Genomic DNA, 16,919 nt, shown 5'->3' on the forward strand with positions numbered 1-16,919 from the left:
AGTAACACAGTTTTATCCCTCTCACAGCTTTGATTTTCAGTTCAGCGAATGGCAGAAAAACTGTTATTCTGAACTAAGTTACACGGTCACACTGAGATCACAATGAAATATCAACAGTTGGAAAATCTCGAGAGCGGCTGGAAGTGGAAGTATCTGGTTAAGAAGCATCGCGAAGGGGAATTAATCACGCGATACATTGAGGCCAGTGCAGCCCAAGAGGCGGTAGAGCAGCTCCTGACGCTGGAGAATGTGCCGGTTCTGGTTCAGAGCTGGATTGATCAGCACATGAACCCGGCGCTGCATAACCGCATGAAGCAAACGATTCGTGCCCGGCGTAAAAGGCATTTCAACGCTGAGCATCAGCATACCCGTAAAAAATCCATCGATCTGGAATATCTGGTCTGGCAGCGTCTGGCCGGGCTTGCACAGCGCCGCGGCAATACGCTTTCGGAAACGGTTGTTCAACTGATTGAAGATGCGGAGCGCAAAGAGAAGGTGGAAAACAAGATGTCGACGCTTAAGCAGGATCTGCAGGCCATGCTCGGTAAAAAATAAAGCACTGAAAGGGTGTACGACCTCACCATCGTAAAATATCAGACAATAAAAAACCCCGCCATGGCGGGGTTTTTGTTCAAGGAAGGGTAACTTATGCCGCAGGCTGAGTTACAACTTCTTTGATACCTTTAACTTCGATCTCAACACGACGATCTGGAGCCAGGCAGTCGATCAGTTTAGCTTTAGGCGCTACGTTGTCACAGGTGTTGCCAGTAACTGGGTTAGCTTTGCCCATGCCACGTGGAGAGATTTTGTTCGCTGGGATACCTTTAGAGATCAGGTAATCAACAACGCTCTGTGCACGTTTTTCAGACAGTTTCAGGTTGTACTGCTCGGAACCGATACGGTCGGTGTAGCCCAGAACAACAACGGAACCATCTTTAGGATCCAGGTTGCTCAGCTGGGTGTACAGCTGATCCAGTGCCTGCTGACCTTCTGGTTTCAGAGTTGCTTTGTTGAAGTTGAACAGAACGTCAGACTTCAGAGTGAAGTGCTTGGTCTGTACTTCTGGAGCTGGAGCCGGAGCCGGAGCTACAACTGGTGCAGCTTCTTCCTGCTGGCCAAAGCGGTAGGAAACACCTACGCTCAGCATGCCGTTGTCAGGACGAACGCCAACGGTCTGTGCATCACCGATGTTGTTAACCCACTGGTATTCCAGACGGGTAGCGATGTCACGGGTAACTGCCCACTCAACACCACCAGCGAATACTGGGGAAACACCGGTGTCGTGGTTTTTACCAGCGATGGTGTTTGTAGAGTCTGCACGCCATACCATGCCGCCCAGACGGGTGTAGATGTCCAGGTCGTCAGTGATTGGGTAACCCAGTTTGGTGGTCAGCTGTACGCCCTGAGCTTTGAAGGCACCGCTAGTTACGCTGCCTTTGTAAGGCATACGGCCAAGCCAGTCGTAACCCATTTCAAAACCAACGTACGGGTTAACCTGATAACCACCGAAGGCACCAGCGCCCAGCTGGCTTTCGTGGGTGTTACCGTTGTTTTGCAGGTCCTTGTTATACCAGCCGGTATCGTGGAACTGAGACCAGCCCAGTTTACCACCTGCATACCAGGTGTTATCTTTCGGTGCGGCCTGCGCTACGGTAGCGAAGCCAGCCAGTGCCACTGCAATCGCGATAGCTGTCTTTTTCATTTTTTGCGCCTCATTATCATCCAAAAGGCCATGAGCTCTAAACCAATTTAAAGCCCAGGGTTAAATCCTTCGCCCGGGTTTACGCTCAATTGTTACTCTACCGATATATCGGTGTTATGAAGAGCAACCCTGGCGAGGTAAAGTCTACAACGTAGTTGGAAAGTTACAAGTGTGAAGTCCGTCAGGCATATGAAAAAAAACGACTTGCATACATATTTTTTTACAGAATGGACCGTTTTTTGAACGAAGAACGCATTCGTTGAACCCCATCAAACCGCCATATGGCGGGCATTTTTGAGTCATGGCAGCGAATTATATGGCGTGATTAAAAAATTCCAGGATTTCTCCTAAATTTACTTAATGATACAAACTAGAATGAATTTTTAGGCCATTTCGTGGTCTTGAACCGGATATTCCCGTACTGGTTGGACGCATAATAAAGCCCATTGCATTGCCAGCTTCGGCTGCTAGCGTGAGCCGTAAATGTTCTTCATCTGTTAATTCTTCTGGCAGCCAGCCGATCACAACGCTGTAATTTCCCGTCTGTAGAGCTTTCACCATTACATCAACGGTGCAAAGAGGATCTAACTGATTTGCCTGCATCACTTTTGCCAGCGGCAGCCCGGCCGCCTGGAGCCATGTGCGGCTGAGTTTTTGCTGTGGTGTCAGCCATAGCTGCCAGCGAGATTGTTGTCCCAGCTGCTGCAATAAAGGTAGCAGAATAAACTGCGTAACCCAGGGGCTCTCTTCACTGTAGACCACTTCACTGATTAACCCCTGTACGCTGTTATCAGAGAGGGACTGTGCAGGGGAGTGCGCAGTAACTGCAACATGACGAAAGTGAGTTTGAACATTATGTGAGTGCATAGTGAGTCCCGCCTAATGGGTTACTGTATGCATGTACAGTAATGCCTGTGCGAACAAAGATCAACCGGAATTTCGGAAAGTGTCTCGCATTTTCCGTATGCAAAATCGATACGGGTGAAATTGTCATTGCCATTATCTTTAACCTTACTTATTTTCTGGTATTAGGAGGGCGAGTAACCCGAGCAGCTATTTACCAGTTGATATATAAGGACATATTATGAAAAAAGTGACATTTTTTAGAATTCATAAATCACGGGAATATCTTTCGTCGCTGGGTAAAATCGGTTATCGACCGTTATTTGGTGGTTATAGTCTGATGGTCGAAGGTGTTGTCTTTGCTATGGTAGCGGAAGGGGAGCTTTACCTTCGGGCCAGTGAACAATGTGCCGATTATTTCATCAAAAAAGCGTCTCCACCGCTTATGTACAGTAAGCGTGGGCTTCCAGTCGCACTGAATTACTATCGTGTTGATGAAGAACTTTGGGAAAATCCCGATAAACTTGTCCAACTCTCTTTCCTGGCGTTAAGAAGCGCTCAACGTGAGAAATCGCAGAGTAAAGTGCGTTCTCGCCGCCTTAAGGATCTCCCCAATCTTTCCCTGAATATCGAAGTTATGCTGCGTGAAGTGGGTATTAATGATCCCCAAACGCTACGGCGCTTTGGTGCCAAGCGGTCGTGGTTGAAACTACGCAGTACAAGGAAAACGGTAGGTATTAAAGTGTTGCTTGCGCTTGCGGGGGCCATACGTGGTGTTCATGAGGCTGTATTGCCTGCAGATGTTAGAAAAGAACTGACGGACTGGTGGCGCTGCTATGAGCAGCGCCACCAGCCTTACTCGGAGCACTGAGAGATTTGTTGCTGAAGACGTGAGATCTCAGGCAGAAGAGCAATTAATAACCCAATTTGTTGCAGAACCAGGGGTTCTTTGGTCTCTGCCCGAGTCTCAAGCTGTGAGATGCGGGTAGAGAGCCCTGTCAGAGCATCTTTAACGCGTCCTTCATCGACTGGCAGGTGGTGTAGGGCATCATCAACATAGCAAACGGCGTCATCAAGCAACATTAACGTATCACCATGGTTGAGTTTTTCCCTGTGTGCGCCTAATGCAGAGATATAGCTGTTAAACGAGTGGTTCAGGCAAAGCAGACGGAACGCCGCTTCCCGCATATCAACGGAGACTCGAGGCTCGGAAGACATATTTGAAACCACGGAGGCCAGCTCTGCGTCTCTGTTATGGGCATCACGCCGGGCGATGCGATATTCCAGGCGGTTATCACGTCCCTGGTGGTACTGCTCAAGAATTGCATCCAGATAGCGACAATTGGCGTTGAACGCACGTTCAACGACTCGTGAAAGCCGGCGGAATCGCCAGTCAGGCCAGATGAAACTCACCGCCGCCCAGGCTATTGCGCAGCCTAAGAGTGTATCAATCACGCGCGGGAGAGCAACTTCAAAACCTTCTCCCAACAGGTTAAAGCATAGCAACACTAACAGCGTAATAAACATGGTCGCATGGGCGTATTGCACATTGCGAAAGGCGAAGAACAGTACGCCGGTAATGACGATCAGTATCAGTTGGCCTTCGAGAGACGGGACAAGCCAAAGCAAGGGCAGGCCAACGGCTACCCCAACCAGCGTGCCGATGATACGCAGCGCTAAGCGTCGCCTGGTTGCACTGTAGTTGGGCTGGCAGACAAACAAGCTGGTCAGAAGTATCCAGTAACCATGCTGCAAACCCGTAAACTGAATAAATGCATAGCCCACACAGAGAACCAGGGACATCCGCACCGCGTGACGAAAGAGTGCGGATTCAGGTGTGAGGTTAAGCTTTAGCCGTTGCCAGATATCATCGAAGCCGGTCAGCTTGTCGTCGGATAAACGATTCTCGGGATCGTTCTGCGGCTCAGCAATCGCCTGTTCTGATTCAATGTTTGCCAGTTGTGCATCAATTGCCCTCAAATTCGTAATCAGAAAGCCTAACGCTTTTATCTCTGAGGTGGTTGCATTGCTGGCACGAATTCGGTCCAGAGCGGAGTCCAGATGAGTAAATGCGCGTTCAAATCGTGGGTCGTGCTGATAAGGGACTCGCAGCAGGATAGATCGAGAGAGCTGCTGACAGGCCTGTGATTGCATCGTGAGCAGACGCTGAAAGCGGAACATCACGTCGCTATAGCGAAACTTATCGCGCAAAGCCTGGTACTGAATATGAGATGAACTCGCCCGTTCGTGAATATCCTGGGCTACGAAATAATAGTGAAGTGTTCGACGAGTGCCTCTCTGCCCTCGATCGCCGCGAAGGCGAGTTAGCAATGAGCTTTTCGTCTGGTTTAGCGTGGTGACTAATTGGCTGTTAGCCATAGCCAACTGGAGCATTGGAGCCTGGCTTTCTTCTTCGATATCAGGATCAAACAGCGCTGCTTTAATTTCCAGAAAGCTCGCGAGGCTTTCATAACAGCGTGCCAGGTTGTCTTGCAGCGGGCGAATAGGGAAAATCAAATGGCCTGCTAACGTCAGCAGGTTGTACCAGACTGCGCCGGCTAAAAGGAACAACGGTTGCTGATACCAGTGCTCGTAGAGGGAAATACCGAGCATCGTGTAGATAGCAATCAGCAATGCACCAAAGGCGATGGTGGCATAGCGTTGGCCCAGCCCTCCAAGAAGGATAAATCCGCTGGTGGAGACTGTTAAGCCCACGGCAAACAGCCACGGCCAGGGAAACAGGAGTTCAACAGACGCTGAAGCAATGAAAAAGCTGATTAAAGTGATCAGTAAATTTCGTAGCCTACCACTTACCCGGTCGTCGAGATCGGCCAGGGCGGCAGCCACAACGCCAAGCGTGAGGGGAATCGTCAGCTTGACTTCACCGAGCCACCACGGCAGTGCCGCAGTGCCTGCAAGGGCAATAAAAATGCGCAAGTTGTAAAGCCAGACGCTGTTCCAGGTGTAACGACGTACCAGTGGGCTTAGGGTCAGCACAACGGCTCCTTACTGGAAACGGCGACGTGCGTTGGATTCGCGTGCTGCTCTTGCCACTTCGACCGGAACAACCCGACGACCAACGGGCCATAACGCAATGGCAGCAATCTTGAAGTTCGCAATCCCTACAGGGATCCCAATAACGGTAATACACTGCGCGATGCCCGCCATGATATGCATAATGCACAGCCACCAGCCGAAGAAGATCAGCCAGAGCACATTCAACAGGGTCCCTCCCGTATTGAGCAGCGTATTTTTACCCTCTGGATTAAGCTCATCCACATGAATGGCTTCATTGCCGTAGGGCACAAAGGAAAGCTTGGTGATTTCCCAACAGGATCGCGTCAGTGGTAGGGTGAAAATCAGTACAATACTCACCAGCGTGGCAAATAGCCATGAGAGGGTGGTCAAAAAGCCACCCAGCACGAAGTTCAGAACATTAAGTACGGTACGCATAGTGACGCTTCCCTGACAGAAAAAAAAAGTGTGATTAACCGCAGAAATTATAACGCGTTTTTACTCTGGAGCGTCATTCCTTCGGCAGTTAAACTTGAGCCATAACTCTTACATTGGATCGGGCAACGTAATGGAACTCAAAGCAACTTCTCTTGGCAAGCATTTAGCTCAGCACCCTTATAATCGGGTCAAACTGCTGCCTGCCGGCGTTGAGGTTAAAGGCGATCGCCACGAATATCTTATTCCATTCAACCAGTTAATAGCGATTAACTGTAAACGTGGCCTTGTTTGGGGAGAGCTGGAATTCGTTCTTCCTGATGACAAAGTGGTTCGCCTGCACGGTACCGAATGGGCGGAGACTCAGCGCTTTTTCCATCATCTGAGTTCGCTCTGGCTTAACTGGAGCACGGAGATGAGTGAAGTTGCCGCCGAAGTATTAACCGCTCAACGAGAAGAGATTGCTCAGCGCACTCGCAAAGAGGTGTGGTTCCGTCGAAGTGATATGCAGGCGTTACAAGATAACCTGCGTGCAGCTATCTCTGCCCTCCCGCTGCCGCATGCCCGGCTTGGTGAGTTTGAAAACTGCCGGGAAGCGTGGGCTATATGTAAAGCCTGGCTTGAACAAGGTGAAGAGCGCCGTCACCAGCGTAATAGCGCTTACACCGAACGGATGCTGGAAAAATATGCCGCTTTCTTTGAGCAGGTTGAAAGTTCGCCGTTGAATCCGTCTCAGGCTCGTGCCGTGGTGAATGGCGAAGATTCGCTCCTGGTGCTGGCTGGGGCGGGTAGCGGCAAAACCTCCGTTCTTGTGGCGCGTGCCGGATGGTTGTTACAGCGTGGTGAAGCAACAGAGGAGCAGATCCTGCTTTTAGCCTTTGGTCGTCAGGCCGCACAGGAAATGGATGAACGTATAGCCAGCCGCCTTAATACTGAAGCGATTTCTGCCAGAACTTTCCATTCGCTGGCGCTGCACATTATTCAACAGGGGAGCAAAAAAGTCCCTCGAGTCAGTGAGCTTGAGAGCGACACAGCGGCTCGCCATCAGTTGCTGATCGACAGCTGGCAGCAGCAATGCCGTGAGAAAAAAGCAATGGCCAAAGGCTGGCGGCAGTGGCTTAGCGAAGAGCTTGAGTGGGATGTTCCGGAGGGTGAATATTGGCAGGACAAACGTCTGGCGAAGCGGCTTGCCAGCCGGCTCGACCGCTGGCTCGGCCTGATGAGGATGCACGGAGGCTCACAGGCTGAAATGATAGAGAGTGCGCCAGAAGAGGTCAGAGAACTCTTCACTAAGCGTATTAAGCTGATGGCGCCATTGTTAAAAAGCTGGAAAGCCGCCCTGAAAGCCGAAGAGGCGGTAGATTTCTCCGGGCTGATTCATCAGGCAATTAATGTGCTCGAGAAGGGGCGTTTTATCAGCCCGTGGAAGCATATCCTTGTTGACGAGTTTCAGGACATTTCCCCCCAGCGGGCCGCCTTACTGGCTGCTTTAAGACGGCAGAACTCCCATACTTCGCTTTATGCCGTCGGAGATGACTGGCAGGCAATCTATCGATTTAGCGGCGCGGAAATGACGCTCACAACGGCGTTCAGTCATCATTTTGGGGAAGGTGACAGCTGTGCGCTGGATACTACGTATCGTTTTAACGACCGAATCGGCGAGATTGCCAACGGTTTTGTGCAGCAAAATCCGTATCAACTGCGTAAGCCGCTCAATAGCCTCTCCAAAGGGGACAAAAAAGCGGTAACTCTGCTTGCTGATGACAGGCTCGACGATCTGCTGGACAAACTCAGTGGGTATGCCTTGCCCGAACAGCGAATTTTGGTGCTGGCGCGGTATCACCATTTGCGCCCTGAAAGTCTGGAAAAAGCCTCGACACGATGGCCTAAGCTCAATATCGATTTTATGACTATCCATGCCAGCAAAGGGCAGCAGGCGGACTATGTGATCATTCTTGGTTTGCTGGAAGGAAAGGAAGGTTTTCCGGCGCCCGCGCGGGAGTCAATCATGGAGCAGGCGCTCCTGCCACAGCCGGAGGATTTCCCGGATGCAGAGGAGCGGCGTTTACTTTATGTCGCGCTGACGCGAGCACGGCATCGGGTCTGGCTTATGTTCAACAAGCAGGAACCTTCAGTCTTTGTTGAGGCACTGAAGCGGCTGGGTGTACCCGCATCTAATCGCCCGTGATTATTTCAGGCGTTCATTCAGGTAGCGTTGGTAATCCGGGATAAGAATATCCACGCTCTCATTGAAGCCCGGTGAGTGAATAATAAAGTCTGCGGTAGAGAGGTTGGTGGCGACCGGGATATTCCAGACGGTCGCCAGGCGCAGCAGGGCCTTAACGTCTGGGTCGTGAGGAACGGCATTGAGCGGGTCCCAGAAGAAAATCAGGACATCAATTTTGCCTTCGGAAATTAAGGCACCTACCTGTTGGTCGCCCCCCATTGGGCCACTGAGCATGGCGTTGACTTCAAGCCCTGTTGCTCTCTGAATTAAATTACCCGTTGTCCCGGTGGCATAGAGAGTGTGGTTGGCAAGCGTTGCTTTATGGCGTTGTACCCACTTCAAAAGCGCGTCCTTACAGTGATCGTGGGCAACCAGTGCGATATGTTTTTTTACCGCAAGGGTGCGGGTTGTTAGTTCCATTCTTTTTTCCTGGGTAGTTTTAGGCTGCTAACAGATTACTAAAAGCGCCAGGGGCTGCAAGAGCAGAACGTCAAAAAAGCGAGGTATCTCGAGGCATTGCTATGGGGTGGGCGTCTCATTTGCCCAGCGTAAAAAACGCGCCCGTGTCGGATTATCGGCCTGACTGAACCAGTATCTCAGCCGTTGCTCTGTCAGCACTTCAGACTGCGCCGGTGGAAGGTCTGGATTAGCCTGGGCAAATTGCAGAATGCCTTCGTTGGCCATGCGGTTTGCGAATCCGGGCATTGACGCTTTTTTTCCTGATTTGTTATAGCGCTGTGTCTCTTCTTCATAATCCGTTCCGGTTGGATCGGGTTTTATCTCCAATATATCGGTTCGGATGGGAATGGGGTGGGCCTGGCCGTCCAGCAGCTTAATTTGAAAGGTAGTTCCAGAATGATTAGGATCTTTTAGCGGTAGAACAATATTGACCTGATCTATCTCTTTGGTATCAAAACTGATCACTATCGGTGGGGATACCCCAGAAGACCGGCTGCGTGCGTTGTTTAATTTTTTTTCAATGCGCAGAACCAACTGATGTGGCCCATTATCTATTTCAATGCTGTCTGCCCCTTTAAGGAGCGAGCTGGAAACTCTTTTACCATCCAGAACCAGTAGATCCACATCGGTGGAAAGGCGCAGCGTGGTTCCCCATACCAGGGTTGGTAGCATCAATATTAGCCCTGCAAGTGGCAGACCTGCTCTCATTTCACTCTCCCTGGTGAACATGCTGAATGGATATTTCAAAGTTTTTCCTGAGACCCATTTATTAACATATAGACATATTTTCAGAAATTGCGCGCCTGAGTTTCCAGTAGAAAGATGGCTGGGTGACGGGCTTTGGCATACACTTCAGACAACATCTTAGGGGGCGCTATGAAACAAAGTGATATCGAAAATATCCTGAAAACCACCCGTACCATTGCGCTGGTGGGGGCCAGCGACAAGCCCGATCGCCCGAGTTATCGGGTGATGGATTACCTGCTCAAACAAGGTTATGAGGTTATTCCCGTGTCGCCGAAGGTCGCGGGTAAAACGCTGTTAGGGCAGCAGGGCTATGCCACGCTTGCGGACGTACCAAAGAAAATTGATATGGTCGATGTGTTCCGTAATTCTGAGGCTGCCTGGGGTGTGGCGCAGGATGCCATCGCCGTGGGAGCGAAAACGCTATGGATGCAGCTTGGCGTGATTAATGAGCAGGCTGCGGTGCTGGCGCAGAATGCGGGATTAAGCGTTGTGATGGATAAATGCCCGGCGATCGAAATTCCTCGTCTTGGGCTGGCGAAATAAGAAAAACCCCGCGTCGGCGGGGTTTTTTATCAGTTACGCAGGCGTGGGGCCTGAAGCTGTTGGCGTATCGAGGCAGCCAGTTCGTCCATCGACGGCTGTTCAGGGTGCTCGTCGTCATCTTCAGAACTGAGCTGAGCTTCGGCGAGATAGGTATGAATCGCCTGGCCATCCTCATCTTCCATGACAACGTGGTACCACGGCGCCGCGCGGAGTGCGCTATTGTCGGCCAGATCGTCTTCCTGTGGCTCATCGAGCGAATACTCGGGGTCAATGTCGACCACTACGCCCAGATAGCCCAGTAAAGAATGGCGAACCTGCTGGCCAATACCGAATTTGCTGGCAATCATAGTCACCTCCCGGGAACATTACTCTGCATACGAATATGCGGGCAATTTCCGCCTTTTCAAGCTACATGACTCGACAGGCAAACCCTTTCAGATACAGCCCTTCCGGGTAGGTTGCGATCACCGGGTGATCGGCCGCCTGACGGAACTGCTCTATAAATTGTACATCACGCCCGGCATCTACGGCGGCATCGGCGATGATTTTTTGGAATAAATCTGTGGTCATCAACCCGGAGCAAGAGAACGTCATCAGAATGCCGCCTGGGTTCAGTAACTGAATCGCTAACATGTTGATGTCTTTATAGCCCCGGCATGCGCCCGCCAGCTGGTTTTTGTTTTCAACAAATTTAGGTGGATCCATTACGATGACGTCGAATTTCTCGCCCTGGTCGCGATATTTGCGCAGTAGCTTGAACACGTCGTCACGAAGAAACTCGGCTTTGCTGAGATCAAGCTTGTTCAGCTCTACGTTTTTTCTGGCGATATCCAGCGCGTCCTGAGAGGTATCCACGCTTACTACCTGGCTGCAGTTACCCATCAACGCAGAAACCGCAAAACCACCGGTGTAGGAGAAGCAGTTCAGGACGCGTTTATTATCGACGTAGCGGCGAGTGGCGAAACGGCTGTCTCGCTGATCGAGGTAGTAACCTGTTTTATGCCCGCCCTGAATGTCTACCAGCAGCTTCATGCCATGTTCTTCAATAGGCAGCAGGGCAGGAGGCAGTTCACCGCTGACCGGCCCCTGAGTCAAAGCCATGCCTTCTTTCTTACGCACGGTAACATCGGAACGATCGTAAACAGAGCATTCAGGGTAGAGAGACTGCAGGGCGGCAACGAGGGCCGGGCGCTGATATTCTGCGCCGGCAGACAACAGCTGCAGCACCAGGAAGCTGCCAAAACGATCGATAGTGACGCCCGGTAAACCGTCAGATTCACCGGCGATCAGGCGGTAGCTGTCCAGCCCATCACGCTTAGCCAGCCAGTCTCTCCACTGCTGGGCTTGCTGCAGGCGGCGGGTAAAGAAGGCGATATCAATACTTTCAGCCTGATCAAAGGTCCAGACGCGGGCGCGGATTTGTGATTCAGGGGAATATGCCGCGCGGGCTAGCCACTTGCCCTGGCTGTCCACCACATCAACTGTTTCACCGAGACTGGCCTTACCTTCCAGGCGCGCAACAGCCCCAGAGAAAACCCATGGATGACGGCGCAATAACGACTTCTCACGCCCTTTGGCTAACACTAAACGTACGCTCATAATTTATTTGCTGCTTCGCTAAGAAATGGGCGCCATTTTCCGGTTTAGGGCCGCTAATTGCAATTTATTCACGTGGGGGCCTCACAGAGTGGGTTACTGCCAAAGAAAAAAAGACCGGGTTTGTTAGACTTAGAGCTGTTTTGCGCGTTCAGGTGGAGGTAATGATGAATACAGAAAAACAGTGCGTGAAGTGTTGGGTACACGGTATGGTTCAGGGCGTGGGCTTTCGTTACAGCACTCAGCGTGAGGGCGAAAAGCTTGGCTTAACCGGCTATGCCCGTAACCTGGATGATGGCAGCGTGGAGGTGGTGGCCTGCGGAGAGGCGGAGCAGGTTGAAAAGCTGCTGGCGTGGCTAAAAGCCGGCGGGCCACGCAGCGCAAGGGTTGATAAAGTTCTGACTGAACCACATCAACCCGAACGCGAATGGGTCAACTTTGGTATCCGCTACTAGATACACTTCACCGGTTTGGGCAGGCCAGCGATTTTTGTGGCCTGTTTGGCCGGGCCTTTCGGGAACAGGCGATAAAGGTAGCGGCTGTTGCCTTTCTCTTCACCGAACTTGTTTGCCATAGCCTTGACCAGCATGCGAATGGCCGGGGAGGTATTAAACTCCAGGTAAAATTCGCGCACAAAACGAACCACTTCCCAGTGCTCTACCGCCAGGGTAATGCCTTCTTTGGCGGCAATCTCTTCCGCCAGCGGCTCGCTCCATTCCTGGCTATTTTTCAGGTAGCCATCGGCATCTGTCTCTATTTCTCTGCCTTCAAAGGTCAACATAGTTATCCGCTATTTACGTCAAATCGGGCGAAGTGTAGCAAATTTTCTCTGCGGGCTTAAGGGCGGAATGCGTCAGGGTTGAGGGCAAAAAAAAGAGAATGCACAAGGCATTCTCTTTTGGGGATTACCGCATCAGTTAGTCGCGGCTGGCAAAACCAAGGATGCTCAGCAGGCTAACGAAGATGTTGTAAAGAGAAACATACAGGCTTACGGTCGCGCGAATGTAGTTTGTTTCGCCGCCGCGGATGATGTTGCTGGTCTCAAACAGGATGGCGCCAGAAGAGATCAGGATAAACACCGCACTGATCGCCAGATGCAGGGCCGGGAGCTGCAGGAAGATGTTAGCCACCATACCAATCAGCACAACCACTACGCCCGCCATCAGCATGCCGCCGAGGAAGGACATGTCTTTACGAGTAGTCAGCACATAAGCGGAACAGCTAAAGAAGACCAGCGCGGTACCGCCCAGCGCCAGACCAATAACATCGCCCATGCCTGCGGACAGATAAGCATTCAGCATTGGCCCCAGGATATAGCCCAGGAAGCCGGTAAAGGCGAATGCAGACAAAATGCCCACCGGTTTATCCGCAGTTTTGTAGGTCAGGAACATCAGGCCGTACATACCCACCAGCGTCAGAATCAGCCCTGGAGAAGGCAACATCAGTACGGTGCTGGCGGTTGCCGTCAACGCGGAAAATGCCAGCGTTAAACTCAGCAGGAAATAGGTATTACGTAGCACCTTGTGGGTGCTGAGCAGTGACGAACGGTCACGCGAGGAGGTAATAATGCGATCCATTCTAAACTCTCTCTTTTACAGGTGTTTTATGGTCATGAGCATAATGCCCGCCTTTATTAGACAAAAGCCTTTTTACCCATCTTTACCTCGTGCACTTTATCACATTGTACAAAATTAATGCCATAACACCCACTTATAGGTGGCTGAAAAATATTGCTTTATTACCTAAAGCCGACTAAGAGTGTTAGCCGTACCGTCGTTAAATAACATTAATAAGGCGTAGGTCATGAAAGCAAACAACAACACATTTTCAAAATCATTGGTTGCTCTGGGTCTGCTCAGCGCTATTTCCAGCGCATGGGCAGCAGACGTTCCGCCAGGAACCGAGCTTGCAGCCAAACAGGAGCTGGTGCGTAACAACGGCAGTGAACCCGCATCGCTGGATCCCCACAAAGTGGAGAGCGACGTTGAAAGTAATATTATCGGCGACTTTTTTGACGGCCTGATTCGCGTCAAAAACGATGGCTCTATCGAACCTCATCTGGCTGAGAAATGGGATAACCAGGACAACAAAGTCTGGACGTTCCATCTGCGCCCAGGCATTAAATGGTCCAATGGTGAACCTATCACCGCGCAGGATGTGGTCTGGAGCTGGAAGCGTTTAGTCGATCCTAAAACGGGCTCCCCTTATGCAACTTATCCCGGCACAATGCACATCGAAAATGCCAATGACATTGCCGAAGGTAAAAAGCCGGTCGATAGTCTGGGCGTGAAGGCGCTGGATGCCAACACCGTTCAGGTGACGCTGGACCAGCCAACGTCGGCCTTCTTGCTGATGCTCGGCCATACGTCTATGGTACCGGTTAGCGAAGCTGCGGTAGAAAAATTTGGGGATAAATGGACCCAGCCGGCCAACTTCGTGAGCAGCGGCCCGTATAAACTGTCGCAGTGGGTGGTGAACGAAAAAGTCGTCGGCGAGCGTAATAAGCAGTACTGGGACGATGCTCATACGGTGATTAATAAGGTAACTTATCTGCCTGTGGCTTCTGGTACTGCAGATATTAACCGCTATAAAGCGGGTGAGATTGATATCACCTATACCGTGCCGGAAACGCTCTTTGCCTCACTGAAAAAATCGATTCCGGATCAGGTCCATATCACGCCTTATCTGTCCACTTACTATTATGAATTCAATACCACCAAAGCGCCGTTTAACGACCCACGCGTTCGCCTGGCGCTGAATCTGGCCCTGGATAAAGACATCATCGCCGGTAAGGTATTAGGGCAGGGGCAAAAGCCTGCGTGGCTGGTTAGCCAGCCTAAAATTGGCGGGATAACGCTTAAGCCTGCGGAATACGGCAGCTGGAGCCACGATAAGCGTGTCGCTGAGGCGAAGAAATTGCTGGCAGAGGCGGGCTTTAACGAATCTCATCCGCTGCAGTTCAACCTGCTTTATAACACCTCGGAATCTCACCAGCGTATTGCCATTGCTGCCAGTTCGATGTGGAAGAAGAACATCGGCGTTGAGGCGAAGCTCCAAAACCAGGAATGGAAGACCATGCTGGATACTAAACGTACCGGCAATTACGACCTGGTGCGTTACGGCTGGATTGCCGATTACGATGATGCGGCTACCTATCTGAACAACTTCCGCACTGGGGACAGCCAGAACAGTTCCAAATACAGCAATCCTGCTTACGATGAGATTATCGCCAAAGCTTCACAGGCCACCACCCAGGAAGAACGCGCGAAGTATTATCAGCAGGCCGAAGATATTCTGGCGAAAGACGTTCCGACCATCCCTATCTACCACTATGTGAAAGTTCAACTGGTGAAACCTTACGTTGGGGGGTATGCCCCAAGCACGCTAGGCAAGTATCTGACCCAGGATCTTTACATCAAAAAGCACTAATGCCGACGCTGCCCTCTCTGGAGGGCAGAAAAAGCGGTTTGAAACTGAGCATGTTGCTGCTGTTTCAGGCAAATAACACAAATATGATGAAATTTCAGGCGATTGAACAAAATCGTGCTTTACATGAAGTATGGGTATGTTTATAGTTCGCCTCGTTGGAAGTGTGGCCGAGCGGTTGAAGGCACCGGTCTTGAAAACCGGCGACCCGAAAGGGTTCCAGAGTTCGAATCTCTGCGCTTCCGCCAACATTTACAAGGGGTTGCCGAAAGGCAGCCCCTTTTGCTTTGGTGCTGAAGCAGCGCGCCGCAAGTAAAGGCTTTGTACATCATCCCCGTACACCTTTAACTTTCCTGTAAGTTCCTGGCGACATCTTAAAGCTGCGGGTAAACAGCCGGTTAAAGCTCTGCTGTGAGTCAAAGCCGTACTTTACCGAAATATCGACGATTCGCTCCTGAGTGTTTTTGAGATCTTGTGCCGCCAGCTGTAATTTTCTGATTCTGATGTATCGGCCAATACTTTCGCCTTTATAATATAAAAAAATTCTCTGGAAGTGCCATTTAGAGTAGCCAGAATAGCGAGCAACATCCTCTATTCGTAATCGACGATGAATATTATTGTCTATCCAGCCGGTGATGGTTTCTATGACTTTGGCGGAAATTTTCATGCTGATATCTCTCAGTGTTAGTGAATGCTTTGTTACGCGTTTAACGCTGCAGTAGCGACTTAATGAAATTTCTAAGCTGGCAGGATAAAATATAGCGATCGAGGCTTTTTGTTTTATCTGAATGACAATGCTTGATGTTGTTATTATGTAAGGGTGATTTCGGATGGTGTTTTGAATACATGATTTTAACGTATGTGTTATTGCAGATGTTAAAATCACCCTTTTCGTACAGGCACGCTCTAACATTATGGATTCCCGTTGAAGGGGGGAATGCCATGAAGATGAATATCATAATAAGAGCGAACTTCATAACTGTGCTTCGGTCAGCTTTTTTAATGAACACGCGATGGCATAAGCGATCAGAAAGTATAATTGATGGCAAGCAGACCGGTCGTACCGTCTTTTCTCATGACGATGGGGCTGTTAGAGGCCTTCTTATCAAGCCAGGCATAGCTCAGGCTAAACAAGCCTCCCCAGTGTTCGCTGAACTGATGGGTCAGCGTCAGGCTGGTGTCCGTGCCGTAAAACCCGCCGGCGCTGCTGTAGCGTGAGAAACCTGAACGGCTGTGTTGCTGTTCGTTGACCCCATACCAGGTATTTATGTAACGAGCATCACCGAATAACGCGCTGGCCTGAAATGTTAGCGAATTATCTTCGTTCATAACAGGAATGTAATTAATTGCTGTGGAATAAGATACGCCCTGACCATCATTTAACGGCAGCGTTGTTTTACCTTCTAAAACCAGCCAGGGGGCGACTGCCCAGCCAAGCGCAATGCCAGAATTGACCGTAGACGAGATATCCCCCATGCCTTTAAGTTTATTTGAACCTTTTCGCCAGCCTGAATTTTTATCCGTGCGGCCTGCATCGTAGCCTAATGTTGGCTCGAAATATAAGCCATTATCACTTTGAAGATGAATGCCAAGCCCATTCATGGAATCAAAAAATATATTGTTCTTCTGAATATGTATCAATGGAATAACACTTGCGCTTTGTTCATTAGCTCCGCTGTATCGCGGCGAGGATATAGCGCCAAGGCCAAAGGTTGTCATAGTTTCATCAGAGTTAAATTCACTTGCATACGATGATGAAATACTGGAGATTATCAGCGGTGCAATTATGTATTTTGTGCTTTTCTTCGTTAACATAATGATTCTCATCGTCAGGTGTTTATATTTTTGTGCATACTTAACTCGGTCAGTAAAAGGATTATGCTGAGGGCTTATCAATGAACGACCAGGGATTTGTGAAGAAACTGT

General features: G+C 50.3%; 18 protein-coding genes and 1 tRNA gene. 7 read left to right on the forward strand and 12 right to left on the reverse strand.

What is annotated here, in order from left to right; translation table 11 throughout:
• Positions 1–102: 102 nt before the first annotated feature.
• Positions 103–555: a macrodomain Ter protein MatP gene (matP, locus tag LH86_RS12230; protein WP_039301638.1), complete on the forward strand. Its 453-nt coding sequence runs from the start codon at positions 103–105 to the stop codon at positions 553–555.
• Between the two features lie 91 nt (positions 556–646).
• Here matP and ompA read toward each other — a convergent pair whose 3' ends face one another.
• Complete coding sequence (ompA, locus tag LH86_RS12235) at positions 647–1,702, reverse strand: porin OmpA (RefSeq protein ID WP_039301640.1); 1,056 nt, start codon at positions 1,700–1,702, stop codon at positions 647–649.
• 357 nt (positions 1,703–2,059) lie between these two features.
• Positions 2,060–2,569: an SOS-induced cell division inhibitor SulA gene (gene sulA / locus LH86_RS12240; RefSeq protein WP_039301643.1), complete on the reverse strand. Its 510-nt coding sequence runs from the start codon at positions 2,567–2,569 to the stop codon at positions 2,060–2,062.
• Positions 2,570–2,786: 217 nt separating this feature from the next.
• Between sulA and LH86_RS12245 the strand changes: the two genes are divergently transcribed.
• Positions 2,787–3,416, forward strand: a complete 630-nt coding sequence (locus tag LH86_RS12245) for a TfoX/Sxy family DNA transformation protein (protein ID WP_039301647.1) — start codon at positions 2,787–2,789, stop codon at positions 3,414–3,416.
• Here LH86_RS12245 and yccS read toward each other — a convergent pair.
• Together yccS and LH86_RS12255 are read right to left on the reverse strand one after the other, a co-directional pair.
• Positions 3,401–5,539 (reverse strand): YccS family putative transporter, encoded by a 2,139-nt coding sequence (gene yccS, locus LH86_RS12250; protein WP_039306141.1) that lies wholly within the window; start codon positions 5,537–5,539, stop codon positions 3,401–3,403. The two genes, LH86_RS12245 and yccS, sit on opposite strands and share 16 nt — an antisense overlap.
• Before the next feature lie 12 nt (positions 5,540–5,551).
• Entirely contained in the window at positions 5,552–5,998 is a 447-nt protein-coding gene (locus LH86_RS12255; RefSeq protein WP_039301650.1) for a YccF domain-containing protein, read from the reverse strand.
• Positions 5,999–6,128: 130 nt separating this feature from the next.
• Here LH86_RS12255 and helD point away from each other — a divergent pair, with 130 nt between their 5' ends.
• Positions 6,129–8,183: a DNA helicase IV gene (gene helD / locus LH86_RS12260; protein WP_039301653.1), complete on the forward strand. Its 2,055-nt coding sequence runs from the start codon at positions 6,129–6,131 to the stop codon at positions 8,181–8,183.
• On the opposite strand, the gene mgsA is transcribed toward helD, so the two are convergent.
• Together mgsA and csgI are read right to left on the reverse strand one after the other, a co-directional pair.
• Positions 8,184–8,642, reverse strand: coding sequence for a methylglyoxal synthase (mgsA, locus tag LH86_RS12265; RefSeq protein WP_008461260.1), 459 nt, complete (start codon positions 8,640–8,642; stop codon positions 8,184–8,186).
• Positions 8,643–8,741: 99 nt separating this feature from the next.
• Positions 8,742–9,389 carry a curli synthesis inhibitor gene (gene csgI / locus LH86_RS12270; RefSeq protein WP_039306143.1) on the reverse strand — a complete coding sequence of 216 codons (648 nt, stop codon included), beginning with the start codon at positions 9,387–9,389 and terminating at the stop codon, positions 8,742–8,744.
• A gap of 168 nt (positions 9,390–9,557) precedes the next feature.
• On the opposite strand from csgI, the gene LH86_RS12275 reads away from it, so the two are divergent.
• Positions 9,558–9,971, forward strand: a complete 414-nt coding sequence (locus LH86_RS12275; RefSeq protein WP_008461263.1) for a CoA-binding protein — start codon at positions 9,558–9,560, stop codon at positions 9,969–9,971.
• Positions 9,972–10,000: 29 nt separating this feature from the next.
• On the opposite strand, the gene hspQ is transcribed toward LH86_RS12275, so the two are convergent.
• Both hspQ and rlmI read right to left on the reverse strand, forming a co-directional pair.
• The gene (gene hspQ, locus LH86_RS12280) at positions 10,001–10,318 is read right to left on the reverse strand and encodes a heat shock protein HspQ (RefSeq protein ID WP_008461265.1); all 318 of its coding nucleotides are present in this window, start codon (positions 10,316–10,318) and stop codon (positions 10,001–10,003) included.
• A 61-nt stretch (positions 10,319–10,379) separates the two neighbouring features.
• A complete protein-coding gene (gene rlmI, locus LH86_RS12285) occupies positions 10,380–11,570 on the reverse strand; it encodes a 23S rRNA (cytosine(1962)-C(5))-methyltransferase RlmI (protein WP_039301656.1) in 1,191 nt (396 codons plus the stop codon).
• Between the two features lie 161 nt (positions 11,571–11,731).
• On the opposite strand from rlmI, the gene yccX reads away from it, so the two are divergent.
• Entirely contained in the window at positions 11,732–12,022 is a 291-nt protein-coding gene (gene yccX, locus LH86_RS12290) for an acylphosphatase (protein WP_039301659.1), read from the forward strand.
• Here yccX and tusE read toward each other — a convergent pair.
• Complete coding sequence (gene tusE, locus LH86_RS12295) at positions 12,019–12,348, reverse strand: sulfurtransferase TusE (RefSeq protein ID WP_008461270.1); 330 nt, start codon at positions 12,346–12,348, stop codon at positions 12,019–12,021. The two genes, yccX and tusE, sit on opposite strands and share 4 nt — an antisense overlap.
• A 136-nt stretch (positions 12,349–12,484) precedes the next feature.
• Positions 12,485–13,144, reverse strand: coding sequence for an FtsH protease modulator YccA (yccA, locus tag LH86_RS12300; RefSeq protein ID WP_039291604.1), 660 nt, complete (start codon positions 13,142–13,144; stop codon positions 12,485–12,487).
• A gap of 226 nt (positions 13,145–13,370) precedes the next feature.
• Here yccA and LH86_RS12305 point away from each other — a divergent pair, with 226 nt between their 5' ends.
• Positions 13,371–14,996, forward strand: coding sequence for an ABC transporter substrate-binding protein (locus LH86_RS12305; RefSeq protein WP_039301662.1), 1,626 nt, complete (start codon positions 13,371–13,373; stop codon positions 14,994–14,996).
• 157 nt (positions 14,997–15,153) lie between these two features.
• Positions 15,154–15,241, forward strand: a tRNA-Ser gene (locus LH86_RS12310).
• Positions 15,242–15,321: 80 nt separating this feature from the next.
• On the opposite strand, the gene LH86_RS12315 is transcribed toward LH86_RS12310, so the two are convergent.
• A complete protein-coding gene (locus tag LH86_RS12315) occupies positions 15,322–15,660 on the reverse strand; it encodes a helix-turn-helix domain-containing protein (RefSeq protein ID WP_039301664.1) in 339 nt (112 codons plus the stop codon).
• A gap of 359 nt (positions 15,661–16,019) precedes the next feature.
• Positions 16,020–16,808: a MipA/OmpV family protein gene (locus tag LH86_RS12320; RefSeq protein WP_039301667.1), complete on the reverse strand. Its 789-nt coding sequence runs from the start codon at positions 16,806–16,808 to the stop codon at positions 16,020–16,022.
• Between the last annotated feature and the right edge of the window lie 111 nt (positions 16,809–16,919).

Origin of the sequence: Cedecea neteri (assembly GCF_000758325.1) — a bacterium.
In the GTDB taxonomy this organism is placed as follows: Bacteria; Pseudomonadota; Gammaproteobacteria; order Enterobacterales; family Enterobacteriaceae; genus Cedecea; species Cedecea neteri_B.

What these genes read in the sequence shown, in the direction of transcription:
- sulA (WP_039301643.1), bottom strand. Translation starts at nt 2,569, where the DNA reads ATGCACTCACATAATGTTCAAACTCACTTTCGTCATGTTGCAGTTACT.
- rlmI (WP_039301656.1), bottom strand. Translation starts at nt 11,570, where the DNA reads ATGAGCGTACGTTTAGTGTTAGCCAAAGGGCGTGAGAAGTCGTTATTG.
- LH86_RS12255 (WP_039301650.1), bottom strand. Translation starts at nt 5,998, where the DNA reads ATGCGTACCGTACTTAATGTTCTGAACTTCGTGCTGGGTGGCTTTTTG.
- ompA (WP_039301640.1), bottom strand. Translation starts at nt 1,702, where the DNA reads ATGAAAAAGACAGCTATCGCGATTGCAGTGGCACTGGCTGGCTTCGCT.
- matP (WP_039301638.1), top strand. Translation starts at nt 103, where the DNA reads ATGAAATATCAACAGTTGGAAAATCTCGAGAGCGGCTGGAAGTGGAAG.
- yccA (WP_039291604.1), bottom strand. Translation starts at nt 13,144, where the DNA reads ATGGATCGCATTATTACCTCCTCGCGTGACCGTTCGTCACTGCTCAGC.
- tusE (WP_008461270.1), bottom strand. Translation starts at nt 12,348, where the DNA reads ATGTTGACCTTTGAAGGCAGAGAAATAGAGACAGATGCCGATGGCTAC.
- LH86_RS12320 (WP_039301667.1), bottom strand. Translation starts at nt 16,808, where the DNA reads ATGTTAACGAAGAAAAGCACAAAATACATAATTGCACCGCTGATAATC.
- LH86_RS12275 (WP_008461263.1), top strand. Translation starts at nt 9,558, where the DNA reads ATGAAACAAAGTGATATCGAAAATATCCTGAAAACCACCCGTACCATT.
- LH86_RS12305 (WP_039301662.1), top strand. Translation starts at nt 13,371, where the DNA reads ATGAAAGCAAACAACAACACATTTTCAAAATCATTGGTTGCTCTGGGT.
- hspQ (WP_008461265.1), bottom strand. Translation starts at nt 10,318, where the DNA reads ATGATTGCCAGCAAATTCGGTATTGGCCAGCAGGTTCGCCATTCTTTA.
- mgsA (WP_008461260.1), bottom strand. Translation starts at nt 8,642, where the DNA reads ATGGAACTAACAACCCGCACCCTTGCGGTAAAAAAACATATCGCACTG.
- helD (WP_039301653.1), top strand. Translation starts at nt 6,129, where the DNA reads ATGGAACTCAAAGCAACTTCTCTTGGCAAGCATTTAGCTCAGCACCCT.
- yccX (WP_039301659.1), top strand. Translation starts at nt 11,732, where the DNA reads ATGATGAATACAGAAAAACAGTGCGTGAAGTGTTGGGTACACGGTATG.
- LH86_RS12315 (WP_039301664.1), bottom strand. Translation starts at nt 15,660, where the DNA reads ATGAAAATTTCCGCCAAAGTCATAGAAACCATCACCGGCTGGATAGAC.
- LH86_RS12245 (WP_039301647.1), top strand. Translation starts at nt 2,787, where the DNA reads ATGAAAAAAGTGACATTTTTTAGAATTCATAAATCACGGGAATATCTT.
- csgI (WP_039306143.1), bottom strand. Translation starts at nt 9,389, where the DNA reads ATGAGAGCAGGTCTGCCACTTGCAGGGCTAATATTGATGCTACCAACC.